Raw genomic sequence first — 23283 nt, forward strand, 5'->3', positions numbered from 1 at the left:
AAAACGCGACGATTCAGTGGGCATTATTGGAGGGAACCTCAGACGCCCCACCGGGTGGGTCCAGGTTGTCCAGTGCCCGATTTATCATCAGTTCCGCCAGCACCGCCAACTGTTGGATTGCCAGCGCAATGTTGCGATGGGAGCTTTCGAGATTGCGGGCAAGGTCCGTGCTCATGACATTGAGCGAGGCCAGCGTTTCACAGGCATGAGCGAGCAGCGAAGGCGTGTCGATGTCTGGCTGGAGGGTGAAGAAATAGCTGACAGGGTCGGGTTGCCCGGGTTTGCGCAAGCGGGCGCTGACGCGGTGTTCAGTGAGATCGGATAGTTTGGATGAATCAATATCGTCGTCGGCTGATTGTGGAGAGTTGGGGGGAGTTCTTTTCATATCGAAGTTCCTTGCAAGATTAAAGAAGTGACAGTCCAAAACCATCAGGGGGATTGGTTGGCGGCAATGCGTGAATTGACCTGCCAGTAGATTTATTACCAGAAAATTCAGATGTATTAATCAAATAAATTAACATCTGTGTAATTAAATGATTCATGTTTAAGAAGAGCGTCAGTAATGGTGTAGGTTGCATTGCAAGCAAATTCCCTTGTTGTTGTAAGAAGTGTCGTTAAATGAAGTAAGTTATCGCTGTCAGATTTTTTACCTATCAGTATCGGTGTGAAGCAATGTTTGACGTTTGTTTGATGTGTTTGAGATATTGTCTGCGCAGTGCCGCCTCTTTAGATTGCGAAAAAGGCGGGCAGTCACTTTCTTAGCCATTCAGTCAGCATGCATGGTCTGTTTTAACTACAAGCAAATGGTAAGTATCTTGATGTTTAAGCGAGAAAAGACTGAAAGATTGAAAAGTAATATTAAGTATTTGATAAAAAGTCGCGGAGAAACGCGGCTGTCTCTGTGCAATGCCAGTGGTTTGACCAGGACGACTATCTACAACATTTTGGAGGGGCGGGTTGTCAATGTTCAACAGTCCACCATCCGCAAAATTTCTGATTTTTTCGGTGTCTCTTATAGGGAGATAGAGACTGTTGACTTTGAAGAAAGAGACATCATAGAAAGTAGCGTTTCTTTGCAAGGTAATATGAATCCTGCAGCCGTCCCTATCATCAAAGAGAGCTTGCTTGAGCAAAGTCTGGGCAAGAGGATTGGCGAGTTGGTCGCTACCCATCCTCTGACTTATTTTTTCGGCACAGCCTGCAATTTAATCGGTGTGCTTCTGGAGAATGAAATTATCGGTGTGAATGAGTCGGGAGACTTGTTAATAGTCAAGAAGGGGTTGGTGAGTAATAACAAAGAAAAGCTGGCGTACGATAAGTTGACGAAACGGTTGTTCATAACCATTGAGCCCTGCTGTTGTTCAGATGCGGTTATTGTCATCGGGGAGATAATGGAGGAGCGGTTCAATGGATAGTGTTTCGGAGAACAGTCGGTATAAATTGTTAGGCTTTGAAAATAGTAAAGGTCTTGCCATTATCATGATTGTTTCGACAGGAAAGATCACGAAAGTAAAGCTTGATGATTTATTAAGAAGTGAAATAGTGGATGATTTAAGCAGGTCAGAGATAAAGTCGTTGTATAGGAAATTTTATTCTGGCGGGGCTGCACTGACGGCTTATGAGATAAATGATCGACATGAAAAGTCGTGGATGATTTATGTGGCGCTCAATTTGTTGCTTTTCGCACTCTATATTTTCACTAATGTTGCAGCGACAAAGCTTGTGTGTATCGAGTCGATCGACGTTATCGTGACCCCAGGAGTTTTTCTGTATCCGTTGACATTTTTGGTAGTTGATATGTTGAATGAGTTTTATGGGCTTAGATTGGCAAGAAAAGCCATTTTGTTTGCATTCGCAAGTAACGCGCTAATTACTGTGCTGCTAAGTTTTACCAGCTATCTTCCCGGTTTGACGGGCTGGAAACTCGATACACCATATAGTGAAGTCATGGCGCATGTATCCTCAGTGTTGGTAGCGTCCTCTGTGTCTTTTATTTTTTCTGAATATGTGAACTCATACTTGCTGAACAAGATAAAGGAACTTACGAGTGCGAGGTTGCTGTTTTTGCGCGTGTTTTTAAGTACGTTTTTTGCAGTAATAATCGACAGCTTTATTTTCTGCTTTATTGCGTTTTATGGAACAATGACTAGCGCGGAAATACTTAATATAATTTATATTCAGATCGCCATAAAAATGTGCTTCGCTGTTTTTAACGTTTTTCCAGCCTATGGAGCAAGGTCTTTATTTAAACGGTATGTGGCTGAAGCCAAGGTTGCATAAACGCAGGGGACGCTCTCTCCCCTGCGCTTTAAACTATTTTGAGTTCAGTTTTTCTTTCAAACTATTCATCACCGCTGATTTGTTTTCAAGAAACGCTACCATACCTCTTGCTCGAAGATTACACGCGTCACAATCACCGCATCCACTGCCTATTATTCCGTTATAGCAAGTCAGCGTATAGTGCTGAATCAATTCGAATTTTCCGTGATACTCAGCCAAGGCCCACGTCTCAGCCTTGTTTAATCGCATAAGCGGAGTATCAATGCGTACTTTATAATCCATGCCTAACTCAATGGAGCTGTTTAGAGATTTTACAAACGCATCGCCACAATCAGGATAACCAGAGCTTTCCGTCTCACAAACGCCTGTGATTACAGTTTCAGCGCGAACTTGGTATGCATAAATAGAAGCCAAGGTTAAAAATAAAATATTTCTACCCGGTACGAAGGTGTTAGGTATATTTTCTTCGGGATTATTGGCGCTTGGAATAGGAATGTTATCGCGCGTTAAACTACTGATGGCCAGATCATTCAACAAAGAAGTGTCCAGCACCTTATGGATCGTCACTCCGAGTTCTTTCGAAAGTTGCTGCGCCACTTCAATTTCTGCGCGGTGACGCTGGCCATAGTCAAAGGTAATGCAGTGAATTTCATCGTAAAGCGGCAACGCCTGGATCAAGCAGGTTGTGGAGTCCTGCCCACCGCTGAAAACGATAACGGCCTTTTTAGTCATGGTTCGATCTTCCTTGGGATGCCCCCGATGTGTCACGGGGGCATTGACCCTAGCGCGAAGCTCAAATTCTGGCTGTGGGACGTTTCCGAAATCGTGTACTCCAGTTTCCGGTTGTGTCTTTCGTTGCTTACGACCAGCGACGGAAAATCAACGAGGTGTTGACGCCACCAAACGCAAAATTGTTGTTCATCACGTACTCATTGCTCATCTGGCGGAACTCGCCGCGCAGGTAGTCGAGCTTGCCGCAGTGCGGATCGACCTCGTCGAGGTTGAACGTGTGGACGTACAGGTCGCGGTTCATCATTTCGATGCTGAACCAGGACTCCAGCGCACCGCAGGCGCCGAGGGTGTGACCGAGGAAGCTCTTTTGCGAACTGATCGGCATGTGTTCGCCGAACAAGGCGCTGGTGGCCAGTGTTTCGGCAATGTCGCCCTGTTCTGTCGCCGTGCCGTGACCGTTGACGTAGCCGATGTCTGACGGCTGCAACCCGGCGTCTTCCAGCGCCAGTTCCATGGCCCGGCGCATGGTGGCCTGCTCTGGACGCGTGGTGTGCTGGCCATCGGCGTTGCTGCCGAAACCGACGAGTTCGGCATGGATGTGCGCGCCGCGTGCCAGCGCATGTTCGAGCTCTTCGAGCACCAGCATGCCGCCGCCTTCGCCGATCACCAGGCCATCGCGGTCTTTGTCGTAGGGGCGCGGGCTGGTTTGCGGGGCATCGTTTTTCAGGCTGGTGGCGTAGAGCGCGTCGAAGACCATGGCTTCGGTCGGGCAGAGTTCTTCGGCGCCACCGGCAAGCATCAGCGGCAGACGGCCGAATTTGATCGATTCGTAGGCGTAGCCGATGCCCTGGCTGCCGCTGGTGCAGGCGCTGGAGGTCGGGATCAGCCGGCCGGTGAGGCCAAAGAAGATGCTGATATTCGCCGCGGTCGTGTGCGGCATCATTCGCACGTAGGAGTTGGCGTTCAGGCCCTCGGCCACCGAGTTGAGCAGCATGTTGCCGAACGCCTTGATCTCGTCGGTGCTGCCGGTGGACGAGCCGCAGGCGACGCCCATGCGCCCGTCCTTGATGATCGGGTTACCTAACAGTCCGGCGTCAGCCAGCGCCTGCTCCGACGCGCCGACGGCCAGGCGCGAGACCCGGCCCATGCTGCGAAGCTGCTTGCGGGTCCAGTGGCTCGGGACCTTGAAGTCGTCGATGGGGCCGGCCAGGCGCGTGTTGAGTTCGGTGAACCGATCCCATTCGTCCATTCGCCGAATGCCGCTGCGGTTGGCCGCGAAGTGGCCGGCGATGGTGTCCCAGTCGCTGCCCAGGGAAGTGATGCCGGCCATGCCGGTGACGACGACGCGCTTCATCAGCACAGGCCTCCGTTGACGGCCAGAACCTGCCGGGTGATGTACGACGCTTCCGCCGACATCAGGAAATTCACCGCGCTGGCCACCTCTTCCGGGGTGCCCATGCGCTGTGCGGGAATCATTTTCATCAGTTCTTCCACCGGCACGTTTTCGTCGAGCATGGCTGTGTCGATCAGGCCGGGTGCGACACAGTTGACGGTGATTTTGCGCTTGCCCAGTTCGATCGCCAACGCTTTCGCCGCACCGATCAAACCAGCCTTGGACGCGCTGTAGTTGACCTGGCCACGATTGCCGATCAACCCGGAAACCGAGGTGATGCAAACGATTCGCCCGGCAGCACGACGCCGGATCATCGGCATCATCACCGGGTGCAGCACGTTATAGAAACCGTCGAGGTTGGTGCGCATCACCACATCCCAATCATCCTCGCTCAGCGCCGGAAAAGCACCGTCGCGCGTCAGACCGGCGTTCAGCACCACGCCGTAATAGGCGCCATGCGTTTCAACGTCGGCTTCGAGAATGGCCTTGCAGCTGGCGCGGTCGGAGACGTCGAATTGCAGGACGCGCGCCTGGCGTCCCAGCGCCTGGATTTCGCCCTGAACGGCGATGGCGTCGGCCAGGCCGCTGCGGCAATGCAACACGATGTCATGCCCGGCGTGGGCCAGACGCAACGCGATAGCGCGGCCGATGCCACGGCTGGAACCGGTGACCAGTACGGACTCAGTCATCACTGGGCTCCTTGGGATTCATGAAGGTATTGAGCGGCCTGAGGCGGGCGGAACACGTTCAGGCGGGCGGTGGCGTGAATGCCGGGGGCGTTGATGTGGCATTCGAACACGCCCATGCCGTTGTCGTCTTCCAGCGAGCGTATGCCGTGGATAGTCAGCTCGGTGCCCGCGGGGAAGTGCTCCACGTTGCATTCGAATTTACGGGTGCCGAGCAGGAAGCCCAGCGCCACCGCATCACCGCGCTGGCGCGCATGGCAACCGGCGTAGGCCGCGACACTCTGGGCCATCAGTTCAATGCCGACCCATGCCGGCAGGCTGCCGTCAGGACGGTTGAACAGGCCATCGGGCTTGACGGTGAGGCGGGTGTGGATCTGCTCGTCATCGAACGCCAGGATCTGATCGATGAGGATCATGTCGCCAGCGTGCGGCAGCAGTTCGGCGAGCGGCCAGTCAATCATGGGGCATCTCCGATAATCAGGCTGACGTTATTGCCACCGAAAGCAAAGGAATTGCTCATCAGGTAGCGAGGTGCAATGGACGTCAGGCGATCGGCCGGGGTCACCCATTGCAAGGCCGGCAACTCTGGGTCGGGCTGACCGTCCCAGACGTGGGGCGGCACGAGGTTTTCCCGGTTGTCCGTGCTCAGGCTCAACCAGCAGAACGCCGCTTCCAGGGCGCCGGCAGCGCCGAGCGTATGTCCGGTCATCGGCTTGGTGGAAGAGCAGGGCACGCCCTGCGGGAACAGGGCCGAGACTGCCAGGCTTTCCATTGCATCGTTGTGTTGGGTCGCGGTGCCGTGCAGGTTCAGGTAGCCGATTTGTTCGGGCTGCACATTTGCGCGGCTCAGGGCTTTGCTCATCGCTTGCAGCGCGCCACGGCCGGTTGGTTCCGGCGCCGAGATGTGGTGCGCATCGGAACTGGCGCCGCTGCCGAGCAGGGCAATGGGTTGGCTGTCGCCGGCCTTTTTGCTCATCAGAAACAGCACGGCGGCTTCGCCGATATTGATGCCGTTGCGGTTAACCGAAAACGGGTTGCAGCGCTGCTCGGACACCGCTTCCAGGGCCGAAAAGCCGTTGAGAGTCAGTTTGCACAAACTGTCGACGCCGCCACACAGCACGGCATCGCACAAGCCCAGGTCCAACAGGCGCTGGGCACTCATCAACGCCCGGGCGCTGGAGGTGCAAGCGGTGGAGATCACATACGCCGGACCGCTCAATTGCAGCCAGTCGGCGAGGAAGTTGGCCGGCGCGCCGAGTTCCTGCTGCTGATAATCGTAGTCAGCGGGGAATTCATGTTCGCGGATGTAATGGGCCAGGCCACGGCTGGCCTCATCGATGCCCGAGGTGCTGGTGCCCAGAATCACGCCGATACGGTCACGGCCGTAAGTCTGGATCGCTTGATCAATCTCGTCGCGAATTTGCAGCGCGGCTTCCAGCAGCAGTTGATTGTTGCGGCTGCTTTGCTCGGCCAGTTCCGGTGGAATTGGCGCCAGTTCGCCACGCACCGCCGCCACCGGCAACGACCGCTCCGGCACCCAGCCGGACTCGCTGCGCATGCCGGAGCAATCGCCGGCAAACAGGTTGCGGGCGACTTCCCGTTTGTCGCGACCCAGGGCGCAGATCACCCCGAGGGCATTCAGGTAGGCAGTCATGGCATTTCACCGCTCAGAGGCGTGACCAGGTACTTCGGACCTTTAGGCAGGTTCAACTCAAATCTCAGTGGTTGCGAGTAATGTACGTCCCAACGCGCGGGCAGGGAACGTTGCGATCCATGTTGCCAGGCGTCGGGGTAGTTGCCCTGCAACTCGCCTTGCGGGGTCAGCGCGAACAGCAACGCGGCGAACAATTCCCGTGCTTCCGGATTCGGCGGCAGCAGGCCGTCGGCTTGCCACTGGCCATCGATCAGTTTCTGGCGTGCCTGCGGAATGCCCAGCAAGTCCATCATCGACCAGCGAATGCCAGGGCCTTCGCGGGCAATCACCAGCACCCAGTCCTGACGCTGATCATCCAGCAAACGCTGAATATGCAATTGCTGCGGCAACGGCAGCTTTTCCGTTTGCCCGGGCAGCGGCGCCTGGCTGGCGCAAGCGCTCAGCAGCAGGAGGCAACCCAGAAGCAGGTAACGAATCATGAGACATCTCTTGCGCAGAGTTCCGACAACACGCGCAGCCGACGCTTGGGTTCGCTGACGAACGGATTGCGCTCGTCCCAGGCATAACCGGCGAGGATCGCACTGATCATACGGCGGATATCCGCTGAGCTGCCCGGATGGTAAATCACATCCTGGAAGGTCCCGGCGTACCAGCCTTCGACGTAGCAGCGGAAGGTGTCGACGCCACGCTTGAGCGGCGCGGCAAACTCGGTCTGCCAGTCGACGCTTTCACCTTGCAGTTGCCGATGCAAAACGCCGGCGGCCATGCTCGCCGAGCGCATGGCGATGGTCACGCCGGAAGAGAACACCGGGTCGAGGAATTCTGCGGCGTTACCGAGCAGCGCGAAGCCTGGGCCGTGCAAGGTTTTGACGTTGGCCGAGTAGCCGCCGATGGTACGCGCCGGCGTGTCCCACACCGCGTTTTTCAGGACGCCTTGCAGGCTTGGGGTTTCAGCGATAAAGCCACGCAGGCAATCGTCCAGATTTTCCATGCGCCCTTCGAAATGCTCGGCGGCCGCGACCACGCCCACCGAGCACCGGCCGTTGCTGAACGGGATGGTCCAGAACCAGATGTCGCGATGGATCGGATGGGTGGTGATGAGGATTTTTTCCCGCTCGAAGGTCGGGCTGTCGATATGGTCTTCGATGTGGGTGAACACGGCCTGGCGCACCGGGAAGTTCGACGGCGCCTCAAGGTCCAGCAGGCGTGGCAGCACGCGACCGTAGCCGCTGGCATCGAGCACAAAATCCGCTTCGACGCGGTACTGGCTGCCATCCTCGCGCAGCACATCAAGCTGTGGTTTCGGCAAGTCGAAATCGGCGCTGACGATGGCTTCTCCATAACGAACGTCGACGCCTTGCAACGCGGCCTGATCGGCCAGCAGTTTGTCGAAATCGGCGCGTTGCACCTGGAAAGTCGTCGGCTTGCCGTTGCTGAAGGTGTCGCCGAAATCAAAGGCGCTGTAGTGCTCGCCCCAGGCGAACGCGGCGCCGTTTTTCATCTGGAACCCGGCGGCGTTCACGGCCTCGAGCATGCCGGCTTCTTCGACGAAATCCAGGCAGTGCGACAACAGGCTTTCACCGATGGAAAACCGTGGGAAGTGCTGGCGTTCGATCATCAGCACGTCGTGGCCTTTGCGCTTGAGCAGCGCGGCGGCAATGGCGCCCGAAGGACCCGCGCCAATGACAACAACCTGGCGACGTTCCATTTCAACTGTTGGCACGGGGGCTCCTTGCCGGGGCGGCGAGATTCAAAGGGGTTTGATGCATGCCGGCGAGTGCCGGCAGCAGTGTAGCGATCAGGCCCATCACCATCAGCGCGAAATACAGCGCCGGGGTGATGAGTTGTTGTTGCAGCAGCAGGTTGAGAAAGACGATCTCGCTCAACCCGCGAATATTCAGCAGCAGGCTTTCGCGCCAGCGACTGGCGCCTTCAAACGAAGCACCGGCCCAGCCGAGGCCGAGCCAGTTGCCCAGGAGTTTGCTGGCAATCGGCAACAGCAGCAGCGCCGCCAGCTGCACCCAGCCGAGGCTGGCCATGGCGGCGTGGACATTGATCTGCACGATGCCGAACGTGAGGATCAGCGGGATGGCGATCCAGGTTTGCAAACGGATCATCCAGATCGCCGGCAACGGCAACCCCAGCGGCACTTTCAGTGCGGCCATGCACAGCAGATAACCGATGCCGAAAATCAGGGCATTGAGCTTGAAGTGTTCGGCGACCACCAGCAGCGCGAAGAAGCAGCCGCTGTGCAGCAACGGTTGGCGCAAACCCAGCAAACGCAGGAGCAACGGCAGGCAAGCGCCGACCAGCGGCAGCAGCAGACTGCTCAGGTGCAGGCTGCCTTGGGCAAAGCCGAACAGCGTCCAGCACGTCAGGTCGATGAGGATCGCGGTTTGCACCAGGCGACGGGTCGCAGCGGGCGGGTAGTTGATGTGTCGCAGGTACAAAAACAACACCGGAATGGCGGTGATGGCGAACACCAGGCCGACCGCCAGCGAACTGATCCACGGTTGTGGCGGCAGCAGCCACACCGAAGTGACAAGCCCGCAGGCAAACGGAATGCAAAAACTCGGCAGGGCTATTTTCAGGCTCTGGCGATCCAGCCGCAGGTCGATCACGTCGCTGAGGATGTTGCCCAGCAACAAGGCGAATCCGAGGCTGTAGAGGTTCTTCAGCCACACCGGCGAGATCAGCTCGGCGCCGCTGAGTTGCCAGCCCGGCTCGATCCAGAAGTACATCAGCAGCGGCAGGCCGAAAGTCGCCAACAGCAATTGGCTGACGATCGGGATCAGACCGAAGTGCCGACCCACGCGGGTGGCGACGGCAAACATTGCCAGGGCCATCAGCCAAAACAGGACGATCATCATGCTGCTGGCTCGACGACAGTGGCGGCATGCACTTGGCGTCCGGCCCACGGTGCCAGGATGAAACTGAAGGCCAGGCCGAGGCTCACCGACAGACCGAAGTTGCTCACCGCCGGCGTGCTGGACACCGCCAGCAAACCGAACGACAGCCACGTGGTCACCGCCGCCAGCAAGGTGCCCAGCAGGCTCACAGCAGCGCCGCCGACCTGTTCGCGCATGAGGATCGCGTAATCGACGCTGATCGCCGTCACCAGCAACAGGCCGAACAGGCTGAACAGGGTCAGCGGTTGACCCATCCAGCCGAGGCTGGCCAAGCTGCACAACGCAGCCAGTAATGGCAGCGAGACAATGCGCAACGCACCTCCGAAGCCGAAGGGCAGGATCAGCACCAGCACGATCAACACGCAGGAGGCGAGTTTCAGTTCTGCTGCGCTGATCTGTGTCGCGGCGAAAACGCTATTCAATTCACCGAGGCGGTCGACCAGTTCGACGCCCGGCAAGTCCAGAGCCTGAATGCGCAACAGCGAAGGGTTATTCAGACCTTGCAGGCTGACCATCGCCGCCACGCCGTCATCGGTCGGCCCCAGCCACAGAGTGCGATACGGTTCCGCCAGCGGCCCGACCAGCGATGCGTCGATGTCTTCGACGGGCAGCGCCTGCAACGTTGCAAGCTCGGCCTGCAGTGCTTCTGCCGGCACGCCGAGGTCGAGCAAGGGCTGCCAGAACTGCGGCAACTTGCTCAATGCGTCGCGCACTTTGCGCTGATCGCTCGGCTGGCTGACCAGTTGATTCAGCGACAGGTAGCCCTGGAGTTTTTCCAGGTTGACCAACTGGTCCAGCCGCTCGCTCAGCGCGGTTTGACGCTCGAGCAATTCCTGCTGATTGCCCGCGCGCACCAGGAAGAACTGGCTGGTCGGTTGAAAGCCAGTGATGCGCGCAATGGCCTGGGCTTCGTCAGTCAATTGCTGGGGCGCGCCGATCCATTGGCGGATATCGTTTTTGCTCTCGAGCTGCAACAAACCGCCGGCGCAGAAAGCAATCAGCAGCGCCAATAACACCGGCGTACTAATGTGCTTGAGCAGCGCTTCACGCAGGTTCAGCAAACACTCGCAGACACGCAACGGCCAACGCGCCGGCCGCAGGTTCACGCCCTTGAGCAGCGCTGGCAGCAGGCACACCGCTGACAGGTAGGCGCCGAGCAGGCCGGCGGCGGAGAACACGGCAATCTGGGTCAGGGCCGGGAACGGCGTCCAGGCCAGGGCCAGGTAGCCGATGCAGCTGGTGATCAGGCTCAGCGTCAGGCCCGGCAGGGTCAGGCGTAACGCTGGCCAACTATTCCAGGGTTTCAGGCTCCAGCTTTTCGACAGGTAATGCAGCGGGTAATCGACGGCCACGCCGATCAGGCTCGAACCCAGCACCAACGTCATCACATGCATGTGACCGAACAGCGCCACGCACGCCACCGCACCAAACAGCATGCCCACCAGCACCGGAACGAAAGCGAGCAAGACACGCCAGCGCCGGAAGGCCAGTAACAGCAGCAACAGAATGCCGACGGTGGCGCCGCCACCGACCCACGTCATCTCGCGGGTGGCTTGTCGCTGACCGTTGGCCGCATACAGCAAACCGCTGGCAGCGAGCAGTTGCACGTCGGCCTGGGCGGCTTCTCCGCGGCTATGTTTGAGCAAGTCCGCCACTTGCAGCGGCAGGCTCATGTCGAAGGCGTTGCCCGTGGTTTTTGCCCGCAGCAATACCCAACTCTTGCCGTCGGCATCGGCCACGAGCGCTCCGCTGCCGATGTCCAGTTGCACGGCGCCGTGTTGCGGCTGGCTGTTCTGGATGCGCCCGGTCAGGCCCAGCCAGTCCTCCTGGCTCGGTACCAGGCTGAAACCGGTGAACGGGTCGAACAGCGCTTGCACGCGCTGATGGATAAAGGCGTCGGGATGGTCGATCAGTTGCTGGCGGTCCATCGCCGAGAGCATCGCCAGTCGGCCTTGCAGCAGTTGCGTGCGCAGTGCCGGCAAGTCGGCTTGCAGGTTCCACTGGACCTTCTCGAACAAACCGCTGGCCTGCCACCGCTCGCCCAGTTTCTGCGCCATGGCGATGGCTTGCGGGCGATCTCTATGGCCGACCAGCACCAGCATTTCGCGGTTCAGCGGTTCTTGCATGCGTTGTTCGGCGCGCAATTCCAGCGCGTCCGGCGCGGTGCCCGGCACCAGTTCCATCAGGTTGGCCGACAGTGGTGCACCGTCACGCCATTGCCAACCGGCGAGCGCGAGCACCGCCAGCAGCAGGGTCAGAAACAGCCACGGAAGCTTGCGTTCACTCGGCAAAGTCATGCTGCTCCGCGTCGCTCAACGGTTGTGTGCTGGTGCTGTCTTGCATGCGCAAAAGCGTGCTGTCGCCCTGGGTTTCCAACAGTTCGATGCTGTGCACCAATTCGCTGCCGGTGATGTTGATCTGGTTGAACACCTGCTTGAGCAGCAATGAGCGCGGGATCAGCGTCAGTTTCCAGCTCTGCGCGTCGCCGCTCAGGGACAGTTCGAAGTCCCGTTGCAAGCCGCTGCTGTCACCTTGCAACACGGCGAGGAACAAGCGGTTCTGCTCGGCGCCGGCGCTCTTGCTCGGCAGCGTCTGCCAACCGTTGGCGTCACGTCGGGCAATGCCTTTGCCGGTGATGCGGTAATCCTGTTGCAGCGGCGTTTTCAGCAGCCAGAGCAAGCCGTGGTTTTTTGCGAGGACAAAAGTGCCCTTGCTGGTCAGCGGCTTGGGCAATGCACGCAGGTGTTTTTCCTGGATGAAATTGCCGTGGATCACGTCGGGTTTGGCCAGTTGATCGCTCAGTTGTTGCAAATCAAACGCCTGCGCCAGCGAAGAAAAACCCAGCGCTAATACCAGCGCCACCACAATCCTGTAGCAGCTGGCGAAGCCTGCGTTCGGCTGCGCAGCAGTCGCCCTGCGGTTTTTCTGCTGTACCGCATGTACAGGTTTTGCGACGGCTTCGCCGCCGAACGCAGCCTCGCGGGCTCGGCAGCTGCTACAGAGGTTTTTCAGCAGGTTCATGCCAGCATCCTTTCAACGGCATCGGTGAAGATCTTCGGCGAGGCCAACTGCATTTCGCGGCTGCTCATGTCGACAGCGACCTGTACGGAACTGGCGCGGGTCAGGCGTTCACCGGTTTGCAGATCGCTGATCAGATAGTTGATTTTCAGACGGTTCTCCCACTCCACCAGATTGGCCCGCACATTCAGCTTCTGGCCGAACACGGCGCCACGCACATAGCGCAGTTGCAGGTCGATCACCGGCCAGGCGTAACCCGACTCAACCATGGCGGTGTAGTTGTGGCCGATCTTGTCCAGCAGCGCACAACGGGCGATTTCCAGGTATTTGACGTAGTGGCCGTGCCAGACCACGTTCATGGTGTCGACGTCAAAGAACGGCACGAGGATTTCCGTATCGGTGTGAAGCACTCCCTTGCTACGCATGCAGCCTCCAGTGTTGCTCGGCGATACGTTTCAGGCACAGGCGCAATTCGCCTTCCAGCGCGCGGTCTTCGATGACCGGCGGGAAGTCCTTGGCCAGCTCTTCGTGCATCGCGGCCAAGGCTGGCGGCAACGGGCGCGCATCCTCGGCCTTGCTGCGCAGCCACACGCCCTGGTTGGCCGCGAGCAAGGTGGCGGCGGCGACCTGTTCGGTCAGCTCCAGCACACGGATCGCGTCGCGGGCGGCGATGGTGCCCATGCTGACCTTGTCCTGGTTGTGGCACTCGGTGGAGCGCGAGAAGACGCTGGCCGGCATGGTGTTTTTCAACGCTTCGGCGGTCCAGGCGCTGGTGCCGATCTGCACGGCCTTGAAGCCGTGATTGAGCATCGCGCGGTCAGCCGTGGCACCGGACAGGTTGCTCGGCAGGCCATGGTTGTAACGCTCGTCCACCAGCAGCGCGAGTTGCCGGTCCAGCAGATCGGCAACGTTGGCCACCAGGTTTTTCAGGCTGTCCATGGCGAACGCAATGTGGCCGCCATAGAAGTGCCCGCCGTGCAGTACGCGTTCGGCTTCGGCATCAATGATCGGGTTGTCGTTGGCGCTGTTGAGCTCGATCTCGATGAACGAACGCAGCCAGTTCAGGCTGTCGGCAAGCACGCCGAGGACATGCGGCGCGCAACGCAGGGAGTAACGGTCTTGCAGACGATGCAGCGGCGCGGTCGGCGCGTCGATCGCCAGGTCCTTGCGCAGCCACGCGGCAACTTGCATCTGCCCCGGATGCGGTTTGGCGGCGAACAGGCGCTCGTCGAAATGCTCGGGATTGCCTTGCAGCGCGACCACATTCAGCGCGGTGATGCGCGTGGCCAGTTGCAGCAGGTAATCGGCGCGGGCATAGGCCAGGCAGGCGAGGCCGGTCATCACGGCGGTGCCGTTCATCAATGCCAGCGCTTCTTTCGGGCGCAGCACCAGCGGCGTCCAGCCGAGTTCACGATGCACGTCGCCGGCTTGGCGGCGTTCGCCACGGAACATCACTTCGCGCTCGCCGGACAAGGTTGCAGCGACGTAGGACAGCGGCGTCAGATCACCGCTGGCGCCCACCGAGCCTTCTTCGGGGATCAGCGGCAGGATGTCATGTTCGAGGAACGCCTGAAGGCGCTCCAGCAGTTCCACGCGCACCCCGGACACGCCGTGGCACAGCGACTGCAAACGCGCCGCCAGCACAGCGCGCGTGGCTTGCGCGTCGAGCAGTTTGCCCAGGCCGCAACCGTGGAAGGTATACAGATGACGGGGCAACGCCTCGACGTGATGCAGCGGCACCGCGACCACGCAGGAGTCGCCGTAACCGGTGGTCACGCCATAGATCACGCCTTCCTTGTCCAGCAGGGAGTCGAGGAATCGCGCGCCCTTGGCGATGCGCTCGCGGTACGCAGGATCATCCTGCAACTGCGTCGGCACCTGACGGTTGGCCGCGGCCAGCACGTCTTCGATGCGCAAAGGGAGTTCGCCGAAGGTTACCGGCTCAAGCGTTGGCGTCGTCATCGGTCTTCCAGAATGGGTAAAAGTTGAACCATTGTCGGGGCGCTTCGAGGCAATAGTGACCCAGGCGTTCAGCGTAGCGGGAAGCCCACTGATGAATGACATGCTCGCGGTCACTGCGTTTCCACACCACGGCCTCGGCAAACGGTTCGAGGGTTACTCGATATTGGCCCGTCGGTTTCTTCAGGCACATCAGCAGATGGATCGGGCATTTCAGCAAGCCGGCCAGCAGCCACGGCCCTTGCGGAAACGCGGCCTGATGACCGAGGAAGTCCACGGTCACGCTGCGCCCGCCGTGCAGCGGGACGCGGTCGCCGGCGATCGCCAGCCACTCGCCGCGCTCCAGGCGTTCATGCAGTTGCAGCATGATCACCGGGTCCAGCTCACTGACCTGAATCAGCCGCAGATTGGTCGCGCCGGCTTCGCCGAGCAAACGGTTGAACTGCTCGGCGTGCTTGGTGTGCACCAGCACGTTCATGGTGACTTTCTCACCGATTTCCGCCAGTGCGCGACAGACTTCGAGATTGCCCAAATGCGCGCCCACCAGCATCTGCCCGCGCGTGCCACGCAGCTGACTGCGCAGCAGAGCCGGGTCGACGATTTCGATGTGATCGATGCTCAACTTGCCGTTCCACACGTCAAGCTTGTCGAGCATCGAGTCGGCGAAGGCCATGAACTGGCTGAACACTCGCCAGTGGGTCGGACGCAAGTGCGGGCGCGCGCTCCAGTCCGCGAGGCGTTGCTGGTATTGCCAAGCGCTGCGGCGGGCGCTGCGACCGAACAGGAAAAAGTACAACACGATGCCGTACAGCAGCGGACTCAACAGCCGTCGGCCCAGCACTTTGGCGCCGAACGCGGTGAGTTTCATCAGCCAGAAACTGCCACGCTCCTGACGGTCGGCCCAGTGTTCTTTGTCTGTGTTGATGCTCATGCTCGCCACCGTCGCCAGAGGATCACCGGTGCCCGCAGCAACATGCCGAAGAACAGCCGGGTGTGCATGCTCGAAATCAGCACATTGTCGTGGAACATCCGGAAATGCGAGACACCGTCCAGCGGGTAATGGACCTTGGTCGGCAGCCACTGCATCGGCTGATTGCGCCAGGCCAGGCGCACGAGGATGTCCGAGTCGAAGTCCATGCGCTTGCCGATCTTCGCCGAGTCGATCAGCGCCAGGGTCGGAGGCAAGGGGTAGACGCGGAAACCGCACATCGAGTCGCGGATCTGCAATGACAGCGTGTTGATCCAGACCATCACGTGGGTCAGGTAACGGGCGTACAAGCGGCCTTTCGGCACGCTGGCGTCGTATTGCGGATAGCCGCAGATCACTGCGTTGGGGTGCGCGCGTGATTGTGCAATGAAGGTCGCGACATCGTGCAGGTCGTGCTGGCCGTCGGCGTCCACCTGCAAAGCATGGCTGAAACCCAGGCGCGAAGCTTCGCGCAGCCCGGTCATGACCGCACCGCCCTTGCCTTGGTTGGCGGCGAGGCGGATCAGGTTGACCATTTCACGCTGGGCCAGTTGGTCGAGCACCCTGGCGCAGGGCTGATCGCTGGCATCGTCCACCAGAATGCACGGCAGGCCACTGGCGATCAGCGCGTCGACGACCGTGGTGATCGCGGTTTCGTGGTTGTAGACCGGGATGATTGCGCAGGGGTTATGCATGTTTCGAAACCTCCCCTGAACCACTGTGGCGAGGGAGCTTGCTCCCGCCCGAGTGCGAAGCGCTCGCCATGAAATCTACGCCGGATGGTTTTGGGTCTGCTTCGCAGCCCAGCGGGAGCAAGCTCCCTCGCCACAATGATCTCCATTGCCACAGGTTATGCATCGGGCATTGCCTCCAGCAAAATCCGCCCACTTGAGCAGGTCGCGGTTTCATTGCGGTAGGCGAAATACAGTTTGCTGCGTTCCGGGTCGAAGCGCAGGTGCAACTGGACTTCATCGCCGGGGCGCACCAGTTGCTGGAACTTCAGCACTTCCATGCCGGCAAATTTGCCCGGCAGGTTCATCAATTGCTGGCCGAGGCTCAGCGCCCAATCCACCTGCACCACACCGGGCAGTACCGGCGTTTGCGGGAAGTGTCCGCTGAAGTAGGCCAGGTCCGGCGGCACGGCCAGTTGCAGGCTCCATTCGCCATCGACTTCGACCTGCTCCAGCACTTCCGGTACCTTGGGGCGGGGTGCCAGCAGCAAGGCCTCGACGTCGGCCTGCGGCAGTTTGCCCTGAGCGTTCAGGGGCAATTGCCGCAGCATTCGCCAGCGTCGTGGCAGGGCCAGGGCTTCGCAATGCTGGCTCAGGTGCTGACGCAATTCCTGCGTCAGGGTGCGCCGACCTTGATTGCGCAAGGCATGCAGGCCCGCGTCCGTCAGCACCAGCAGTGCACCCAGTGAGGCGCGGTTTTCCTGGACCACGCCGAGGCGCGCGTCGGCGACCCAGTCATGCTCCATAAGCGCCTTTTCCAGCATCGGCAACGAGATACGTTTTTCTTCCAGTTTGACGATCCGGTCCAGCCGTCCGAGCAGTTCGAATCGGCCGTCGGCAGCGATTCTGGCGGCATCGGCGGTGTGTTCGATATGGCCGGCAGGCAAGTAGGGCGAGGAGATCAGCAGCGCGCCCTCGCTGTCCTGACTCAGCTCAACCTCAGCAAACGGTTGCCAGAGATCGTGACCCTGACGCCAGGCGATGCCGCCGGTTTCCGAGCTGCCGAGGATTTCCGTCGGCCATTGTTGCAGGCGCTCGTGAAGACTTTGCGCAGCCTCGGCCGGTAGCGCGCCACCGGAAGAAAACACTCGGCAAACCGCACTCAAGGCCGGCCAGTCGAGGTTGTCGCCCATGCGCTTGAGCAGCGCCGGGCTGGCGACCCAGGCAAACGTCGGGTGTTCGCGACTGGCGCGCTGCAAGTCTTCCGGAAAGGCCAGTTGCTTGCGCACGAACGGGCGCCCGGCGCACAGCGGCCACAGCACCCGAAACAGCAAACCGTAGATGTGCTGGGTGGCGACACTGCCGATGATGCACGCCTGGCCCAGGTCGGCGCCCCAGAGCTGCTCCAGCGCCTGAACTTCATTGGCGAGCTGGCGCAGAGTCTTGTCGATACGCTTGGGTTCGCCGCTGGAACCGGAAGTACACAGGCTCAGCTGGCAGGTGTCCAGATCCAGTTTGGCGGGGGACAGGGGCGCCTGTCGATAATCGATAAGGTGCGCATCATCGGCCTGATCGGTCAGCCACAGATCGACTTCGCTCGACCAGCGTTGGCGAGTCTGTGGTTGCAGGTCAGCAGGCAGCAGCACGCTGACCCCGGCACGCCAGGCGCCGAGCAGGGCAATCGCCAGGTCAGCGGCGTCTTCAAGGTGCACGGCAATGCGGTGCACGCCTTGGGATTGCAGGCCGGCCGCGAGGCTCAATGCCTGTTCGCACAGCTGTGCGTGATTCAACGCCGGTTCGGCCGTCACGGCACGCTCCGGCTGAGCCTTGAGCAACAGCTGCTCAAGTGTTATCCAATTCATGGGTGGCCTCGTACCCGTTGTCGTATGAGCCATTCAATGGCAAACAGCAGGCCCATCAATCCATAGGAAATCAGGCCGGTGTACAACATCCACCAACTCAGCGGCGCCCACAGGGTCAGGGCGGCGGCGAGCAAACCGTTACAGAGGAAAAACACACACCAGACGATGGTCACCTGGCGGGTGTAGACAATCGCCTTGGCCGGCAAGTGCGGTTCCCGCAGGCGCGCCAGGCGTTCCACCATCGGCGGCCCGACTTTCAGGCTCAGGCCAAACAGGCCAAGCATGAAAGCGCTGATCAGCACCGGGTACCAACGCAGCAACAGCGGACTGTCGAACAACGCCAGCAACAGGCAAAAGCCAATCGCGGTGATCGCCATCCACAGGTTGCCGGGGCGACGCGCACCCAGCAGCGCCCGCGCCAGCCACAGGCTGCCCAGCAGCAGACCGAACTGCCACGGAGCAAAGTGTTCCATGCCGAAATACACCGCGAAGGGGTACAACAGGCCCGCCAGCAGCAGGCCAAGGCCGATCAGTCGACTCATGCGGCCGGTTGAACCAGACGGTAGACCGCCTCGACCACGTCGCTGACGGTACGCACCGATTTGAATTCTTCGGCGGCGATTTTCTTGCCGGTCTGACGCTTGATGTGATCGATCAGGTCGACAGCGTCGATGCTGTCGATTTCCAGATCCTGATAGAGATTGGATTCGAGGCTCACGCGCTCAGGGTCCAGCTCGAAGAGTTCGACCAAGGCATCGCGCAGGGTGTTGAAAATGTCATCACGAGTTTGCATGGTCCGGTCTCAAGCTGCCTGTTTTGCGGTGACGAACGCCGCAAGGCTCGCCACGTTACTAAAGTGATTACGGGTGTCTTTGGCGTCGGCGTCGATTTTGATGCCGTACTTTTTCTGGATCGCCAGGCCGAGTTCCAGGGCGTCTACCGAGTCCAGGCCCAGGCCTTCGCCGAACAGCGTCTGGTCATCGCCGATGTCTTGTGCGCTGATGTCTTCGAGGCCGAGGGCGTCGATGATCAGTTCTTTGATTTCACGGTGTAGATCGCTCATCTTCGGCGAGCTCCTTAATAAAGTAAGAATGCAAATAATCGTTGAGCTTGCGCGAAGCCTGAGGCGCAGGGCCACACGCGGCAAAGGCTTGTGGGTCTATATCGGCTCCCACACGAAAACTGAAGTGCACGCGACGTTTCGGGATGCGATACCAGGGTTCGGCCTTGGTCAATGTGGTCGGGCTGACCTTGATGATCACCGGGGTCAGGATTTTCGCACCCCGCAGGGCAATCGATGCACCCCCCCGATGAAAGGCTGGCGGTTCGCCTGGCTGGGTGCGAGTGCCTTCGGGAAAGATGATCAGCGTCTGACCGCTTTTCAGTGCGTCGGCCGCGGCATCGAGCATGTCCATGCTGCCGTCGTTGCTGATGTATTCGGTGCGGCGAAGCGGGCCGCGAGTGAAGGGGTTCTCCCAGAGGCTTTTCTTGACCACGCAGTTGCTGTGACGCACCAGTCCGATCAGAAACACCACATCGATCAGCGACGGGTGATTGGCCATGATCATCTGGCCCGGGCGACCAAGCTTCTCCGCGCCCTGGATGTCGTAGGTCAGTACGCCGGTACGGGCCATGAACCGGACAAAAAACCAAAAGCAGCGACTGACGGTTCTACGTGCCCGCAGCCGATGAGTCTGGGCATCGCCGGGCAGGCAACTCAGCAACGGGAAAACCACCAGGCGCAGGCACAGCCCGCCTAACCCGAACAGAGTGAAGCTCGCAGCGGTCGCCAGCAAACGCCAGTAATAGGCGTCGCGGTTTTTTTCGCTTACAGGTTGCGTTGCCAGGTCCATACACGATTTTTCCAGGCATGTTGGCAGGTAGTCTGCTGGCCGAGCAGGGTACGCAATAGATTCAGGGCATGGGGCCAGTGGGCTTTGGACAACGCATCCGAAGTGCTGTTCAGGGACAGCTGCCAGTCGGTACCCGGTGTCAGCAACAGACCGACGGCATACGGGAACGGCACGTCGTCGATCCAGGCCGAGTAGGCCTGGGGCGGTTTTTCTTCAGTGACGATCAGCAGTACCGCAGGCGCGCCTTCGGCAAGCAGCGCCGCGGCCTCTAGCATGCCGTGTTCAAGGCCGTCTCCGGCGGCGGCAAGGGCAGTCATCTCACTGGTTTCGCCACGCATGATCGACCACAGGCCAATCACCGCGTTGTGCACCGACAAGCTGAATTGCGTCGGTGACAACGGTTGTTCGGCTGCCAGATCGCGCAGGATGTCGAAGGTGCGGGGCGTTTCGCCATGACGGGAAATAAAGACCAACGGTAGGTCCTGGCGACCATCGGCCAGGGGCCAACCGACGCTGAATGCCATCCGCGCCAGACGGCTGAGCCGCCGGCGCTGCATGGCCGGCAAAAAAGACACGTCGGGGGCGGCATCGCTGCTCTGAAGCACGACCGGTTGTCGGCTCCAGGCCTGCCAATCGTCCACGCTTTCGAGCCCAGGGGCCCACGCGCGCCATTGGGCGATGTTGAAATTGATCACAGGCTTTCATCCCGCCCCTGCGGGCTATTCTGACGCGGCGAGTCGCAGAAAAACGCGACGACCTTACGTGGCGCTTGGCGCCGAGTGGCGCGCATTATCCCGTTGCGACGGGCGTGTAGCAAATGATGGTTACGTTTTGCGCAGTCAAATGAACTGATTAGTCCGCGAAAAGCTGTCGTTTGGCCATTATCCACATCGTGCTGAGCAAGTCTGTCGGCTCTGTCGGCGATCGATGGCAGAGTTGGCGGTTTTTTTATTGGGAGATTGCCGCTGACTGTGTAGTCCCCGTGCCGACGAGGTAGCTAAGCAGCGCCATGGACTACTACACTCGATCATTCTTTGATACACGGAGGTTTTTCACATGCGGCGCGTGGTGTTCAATCAGAAAGGTGGCGTGGGCAAATCCAGCATTGCCTGCAATCTGGCGGCGGTCAGCGCCAGCGAGGGGTATCGCACCCTGTTGGTGGATCTCGATGCCCAGGCCAACTCCACTCAGTACCTGACGGGACTCACCGGGGATGACATCCCGATGGGCATCGCCGACTTCTTCAAGCAAACCCTGTCCTCAGGACCGTTCTCGAAGAAGAACCAGGTCGATATCTACGAAACGCCGTTCGAAAACCTCCACGTCATCACCGCGACCGCCGAGTTGGCCGATCTGCAGCCCAAGCTTGAGGCTAAACACAAGATCAACAAGCTGCGCAAATTGCTTGAGGAGCTGGGGGAAGATTACGATCGCATCTACCTTGATACCCCGCCTGCGCTGAACTTCTATGCGGTATCGGCATTGATTGCCGCTGACCGGGTGCTGATCCCGTTCGACTGCGACAGCTTCTCGCGCCAGGCACTGTACGGGCTGCTGGCGGAAATCGAAGAATTGAAGGACGACCACAACGAAGGCCTGGAAGTCGAAGGCATCGTGGTCAATCAGTTCCAGGCCCGTGCCAGCCTGCCGCAGCAGATTCTCGACGAGCTGATCGCCGAAGGGTTGCCGGTGCTGCCGGTGTACCTGACCAGTTCGGTGCGGATGCGCGAATCCCATCAGGCCAATACGCCGCTGATTCACCTCGACCCACGGCACAAGCTGACGCAGCAGTTTGTCGAACTGCATAACCTGCTCGAAAACGCCTGAATCTGTCGACGTCGCCTAACCCAATGTGGGAGCGGGCTTGCTCGCGAAGGCGGAGTGTCAGTCAACATTGATATCGACTGACACTCCGCCTTCGCGAGCAAGCCCGCTCCCACATTAAATCGCGGTGGTTTTAGATCCCCTGGCTACGCAACCAGCTCATCAACTGCGGTAACGGAAACGCCCCGCTCTGACGCGCCACTTCCCGGCCGTTCTTGAACAGAATCAGGCTCGGAATCGAGCGAATACCCAACTGCGCCGACAATTGCTGGTTCGCCTCACTGTCCAGTTTCGCCAGCCGACATTTCCCCGCCAGTTGCCCCGCTGCCTGCTCGAACACCGGCGCAAACGACTTGCACGGCCCACACCACTCCGCCCACACGTCCACCAGCAACGGCAGATCGCCTTTGATCTGGCTGGCGTAATCGCCTTGTTTCAATTCGAACGGCTTGTTCAGCAAGACCTCGGCCTTGCAGCGACCGCATTTTGGGTGATCGTTGAGGCGTTCGGCGGGGATGCGGTTGAGGCCGTTGCAGTGGGGGCAGGGGATGAGGAGTGGGTCGGTCATGGTCGAGGCTCTGAATGTTTGGGCAGTCTAAAGCTGATTTGGAGTCGCAAGCTTCATTTATCAAGCCAGCAAAAGACGGGGGCAGGCGCAGTGATTGTCGTAAATGCTCACATATTCTGGAGTTTCGGGGCGGGATCGGTGGCTACGCTGGAAGCAACTTCACCGTTTTCTAATCTCTTTATGAGGAGTTCGCTTTGCCTTTAAGCTCGTGCTACTTTTGTTGCACTTATCGAGAAGTCGATATCTCTCAATTGTCGGATAGGAGTTATCCCGTGTCCGTGACTTCCAAAATCCGCCGTCAAGGTGGCGCTGCAGTGATTACTCTCCCGCCAACGCTGCTGAAGCTCCTGCACCTGGAAGTAGGAGCACAACTGGAACTGAATGTGGTCGATGGTGAGTTGATTGCCCGTCCGGTTGTACGGCCTTCTCGCAAGCGCTATAGCCTTGCAGAGTTGCTTGAAGGTTCCGAAGAAGTAGCCGAGTTGAATGCGCAGACGGCGTTTGCACGTGAAGGCGATCCAGTTGGCCGGGAGTTGGGTTGATGGTTCGGCGTCAGGCCCCACAGCGGGGGGATGTTTACTGGATTGATCCGAACCCGGTTGCGGGACGCGAAATGATGAATCGGCATCGATTCGTGGTAATTACGCCAAGGGAAATCAACGCCTTGGGTGTCAGCATGACTGTGCCGGTGACCAGTGGCGGCAGCTTCAGTCGAAACACCGGCTTGGCGGTCATCGTCTCCGGCCACGAAACGAATGGTGTCGCAGTTTGTAATCAGGTTCGTAGTTTTGATATAGAGCAGCGTGTGCGCGACGGCTCAGCCAAGTTCATTGAGCGACTTGATGACGTTACGATGGCAGACATCGTTGCTCGCGTCGTCAGTGCCATTGATCCGCTTGACTGACCA

The 23283-nt window shown here is 59.3% G+C and carries 27 protein-coding genes; 5 read left to right on the forward strand and 22 right to left on the reverse strand.

Annotation, left to right across the window (positions count from 1 at the left end; translation table 11 throughout):
- Nucleotides 1-13: 13 nt before the first annotated feature.
- Nucleotides 14-385: a DUF6124 family protein gene (locus ACA053_RS02030; protein ID WP_109627597.1), complete on the reverse strand. Its 372-nt coding sequence runs from the start codon at nt 383-385 to the stop codon at nt 14-16.
- Between the two features lie 433 nt (nt 386-818).
- On the opposite strand from ACA053_RS02030, the gene ACA053_RS02035 reads away from it, so the two are divergent.
- Nucleotides 819-1415 (forward strand): helix-turn-helix domain-containing protein, encoded by a 597-nt coding sequence (locus ACA053_RS02035; RefSeq protein ID WP_109635928.1) that lies wholly within the window; start codon nt 819-821, stop codon nt 1413-1415.
- On the forward strand, nt 1408-2280 hold the full coding sequence (locus tag ACA053_RS02040; protein ID WP_497394428.1) for a queuosine precursor transporter: 873 nt from the start codon (nt 1408-1410) through the stop codon (nt 2278-2280). The genes ACA053_RS02035 and ACA053_RS02040 overlap by 8 nt, the downstream gene beginning before the upstream one ends.
- Nucleotides 2281-2313: 33 nt before the next feature.
- Here the strand turns inward: ACA053_RS02040 and queC are convergent, their stop codons facing one another.
- From queC to ACA053_RS02140, 20 genes are all read right to left on the reverse strand, one after another.
- Nucleotides 2314-3012: a 7-cyano-7-deazaguanine synthase QueC gene (gene queC / locus ACA053_RS02045; RefSeq protein ID WP_497394429.1), complete on the reverse strand. Its 699-nt coding sequence runs from the start codon at nt 3010-3012 to the stop codon at nt 2314-2316.
- 127 nt (nt 3013-3139) lie between these two features.
- Nucleotides 3140-4366 carry a beta-ketoacyl-ACP synthase gene (locus tag ACA053_RS02050; protein ID WP_109627602.1) on the reverse strand — a complete coding sequence of 409 codons (1227 nt, stop codon included), beginning with the start codon at nt 4364-4366 and terminating at the stop codon, nt 3140-3142.
- A complete protein-coding gene (gene fabG / locus ACA053_RS02055; RefSeq protein ID WP_497394430.1) occupies nt 4366-5094 on the reverse strand; it encodes a 3-oxoacyl-ACP reductase FabG in 729 nt (242 codons plus the stop codon). The genes ACA053_RS02050 and fabG overlap by 1 nt, the downstream gene beginning before the upstream one ends.
- Nucleotides 5094-5552: a hotdog family protein gene (locus ACA053_RS02060; RefSeq protein ID WP_109627606.1), complete on the reverse strand. Its 459-nt coding sequence runs from the start codon at nt 5550-5552 to the stop codon at nt 5094-5096. The genes fabG and ACA053_RS02060 overlap by 1 nt, the downstream gene beginning before the upstream one ends.
- Nucleotides 5549-6745 (reverse strand): beta-ketoacyl-[acyl-carrier-protein] synthase family protein, encoded by a 1197-nt coding sequence (locus ACA053_RS02065; RefSeq protein ID WP_497394431.1) that lies wholly within the window; start codon nt 6743-6745, stop codon nt 5549-5551. The genes ACA053_RS02060 and ACA053_RS02065 overlap by 4 nt, the downstream gene beginning before the upstream one ends.
- A complete protein-coding gene (locus ACA053_RS02070) occupies nt 6742-7224 on the reverse strand; it encodes a hypothetical protein (protein ID WP_497315086.1) in 483 nt (160 codons plus the stop codon). The genes ACA053_RS02065 and ACA053_RS02070 overlap by 4 nt, the downstream gene beginning before the upstream one ends.
- Complete coding sequence (locus ACA053_RS02075; RefSeq protein ID WP_497315088.1) at nt 7221-8468, reverse strand: NAD(P)/FAD-dependent oxidoreductase; 1248 nt, start codon at nt 8466-8468, stop codon at nt 7221-7223. Before ACA053_RS02075 ends, ACA053_RS02070 begins: the two co-directional genes overlap by 4 nt.
- The gene (locus ACA053_RS02080) at nt 8455-9615 is read right to left on the reverse strand and encodes a sodium:proton antiporter (RefSeq protein WP_497315090.1); all 1161 of its coding nucleotides are present in this window, start codon (nt 9613-9615) and stop codon (nt 8455-8457) included. Before ACA053_RS02080 ends, ACA053_RS02075 begins: the two co-directional genes overlap by 14 nt.
- On the reverse strand, nt 9612-11951 hold the full coding sequence (locus tag ACA053_RS02085; RefSeq protein WP_497394432.1) for an MMPL family transporter: 2340 nt from the start codon (nt 11949-11951) through the stop codon (nt 9612-9614). Before ACA053_RS02085 ends, ACA053_RS02080 begins: the two co-directional genes overlap by 4 nt.
- A complete protein-coding gene (locus ACA053_RS02090) occupies nt 11935-12675 on the reverse strand; it encodes an outer membrane lipoprotein carrier protein LolA (protein WP_497394433.1) in 741 nt (246 codons plus the stop codon). Before ACA053_RS02090 ends, ACA053_RS02085 begins: the two co-directional genes overlap by 17 nt.
- Nucleotides 12672-13097, reverse strand: a complete 426-nt coding sequence (locus ACA053_RS02095; RefSeq protein WP_109627619.1) for an acyl-CoA thioesterase — start codon at nt 13095-13097, stop codon at nt 12672-12674. The genes ACA053_RS02090 and ACA053_RS02095 overlap by 4 nt, the downstream gene beginning before the upstream one ends.
- The gene (locus tag ACA053_RS02100; RefSeq protein WP_497394434.1) at nt 13090-14634 is read right to left on the reverse strand and encodes an HAL/PAL/TAL family ammonia-lyase; all 1545 of its coding nucleotides are present in this window, start codon (nt 14632-14634) and stop codon (nt 13090-13092) included. Before ACA053_RS02100 ends, ACA053_RS02095 begins: the two co-directional genes overlap by 8 nt.
- Nucleotides 14615-15562, reverse strand: coding sequence for a lysophospholipid acyltransferase family protein (locus ACA053_RS02105; RefSeq protein ID WP_497394435.1), 948 nt, complete (start codon nt 15560-15562; stop codon nt 14615-14617). Before ACA053_RS02105 ends, ACA053_RS02100 begins: the two co-directional genes overlap by 20 nt.
- Nucleotides 15559-16293 (reverse strand): glycosyltransferase family 2 protein, encoded by a 735-nt coding sequence (locus ACA053_RS02110; RefSeq protein WP_109627624.1) that lies wholly within the window; start codon nt 16291-16293, stop codon nt 15559-15561. The genes ACA053_RS02105 and ACA053_RS02110 overlap by 4 nt, the downstream gene beginning before the upstream one ends.
- A gap of 155 nt (nt 16294-16448) precedes the next feature.
- Nucleotides 16449-18131: an ApeI family dehydratase gene (locus ACA053_RS02115; RefSeq protein WP_497394436.1), complete on the reverse strand. Its 1683-nt coding sequence runs from the start codon at nt 18129-18131 to the stop codon at nt 16449-16451.
- Nucleotides 18128-18673, reverse strand: a complete 546-nt coding sequence (locus tag ACA053_RS02120; protein ID WP_497315100.1) for a COG4648 family protein — start codon at nt 18671-18673, stop codon at nt 18128-18130. The genes ACA053_RS02115 and ACA053_RS02120 overlap by 4 nt, the downstream gene beginning before the upstream one ends.
- Nucleotides 18670-18924: an acyl carrier protein gene (locus tag ACA053_RS02125; RefSeq protein ID WP_007992314.1), complete on the reverse strand. Its 255-nt coding sequence runs from the start codon at nt 18922-18924 to the stop codon at nt 18670-18672. Before ACA053_RS02125 ends, ACA053_RS02120 begins: the two co-directional genes overlap by 4 nt.
- A 9-nt stretch (nt 18925-18933) precedes the next feature.
- Nucleotides 18934-19194 carry a phosphopantetheine-binding protein gene (locus ACA053_RS02130; RefSeq protein ID WP_008149626.1) on the reverse strand — a complete coding sequence of 87 codons (261 nt, stop codon included), beginning with the start codon at nt 19192-19194 and terminating at the stop codon, nt 18934-18936.
- On the reverse strand, nt 19175-19984 hold the full coding sequence (locus ACA053_RS02135; RefSeq protein WP_497394437.1) for a lysophospholipid acyltransferase family protein: 810 nt from the start codon (nt 19982-19984) through the stop codon (nt 19175-19177). The genes ACA053_RS02130 and ACA053_RS02135 overlap by 20 nt, the downstream gene beginning before the upstream one ends.
- A complete protein-coding gene (locus ACA053_RS02140) occupies nt 19960-20679 on the reverse strand; it encodes a beta-ketoacyl synthase chain length factor (RefSeq protein ID WP_497315102.1) in 720 nt (239 codons plus the stop codon). The genes ACA053_RS02135 and ACA053_RS02140 overlap by 25 nt, the downstream gene beginning before the upstream one ends.
- A gap of 361 nt (nt 20680-21040) precedes the next feature.
- On the opposite strand from ACA053_RS02140, the gene ACA053_RS02145 reads away from it, so the two are divergent.
- Nucleotides 21041-21811 (forward strand): ParA family protein, encoded by a 771-nt coding sequence (locus tag ACA053_RS02145; protein ID WP_403103163.1) that lies wholly within the window; start codon nt 21041-21043, stop codon nt 21809-21811.
- A 130-nt stretch (nt 21812-21941) separates the two neighbouring features.
- On the opposite strand, the gene trxC is transcribed toward ACA053_RS02145, so the two are convergent.
- On the reverse strand, nt 21942-22376 hold the full coding sequence (gene trxC / locus ACA053_RS02150) for a thioredoxin TrxC (protein WP_497394438.1): 435 nt from the start codon (nt 22374-22376) through the stop codon (nt 21942-21944).
- 272 nt (nt 22377-22648) lie between these two features.
- Between trxC and mazE the strand changes: the two genes are divergently transcribed.
- A complete protein-coding gene (gene mazE / locus ACA053_RS02155; protein WP_109627633.1) occupies nt 22649-22918 on the forward strand; it encodes a type II toxin-antitoxin system antitoxin MazE in 270 nt (89 codons plus the stop codon).
- Nucleotides 22918-23280 carry a type II toxin-antitoxin system toxin MazF gene (gene mazF / locus ACA053_RS02160; RefSeq protein ID WP_109627634.1) on the forward strand — a complete coding sequence of 121 codons (363 nt, stop codon included), beginning with the start codon at nt 22918-22920 and terminating at the stop codon, nt 23278-23280. The genes mazE and mazF overlap by 1 nt, the downstream gene beginning before the upstream one ends.
- Nucleotides 23281-23283 lie beyond the last annotated feature (3 nt).

It is taken from the genome of Pseudomonas sp. LBUM1672 (assembly GCF_059695655.1).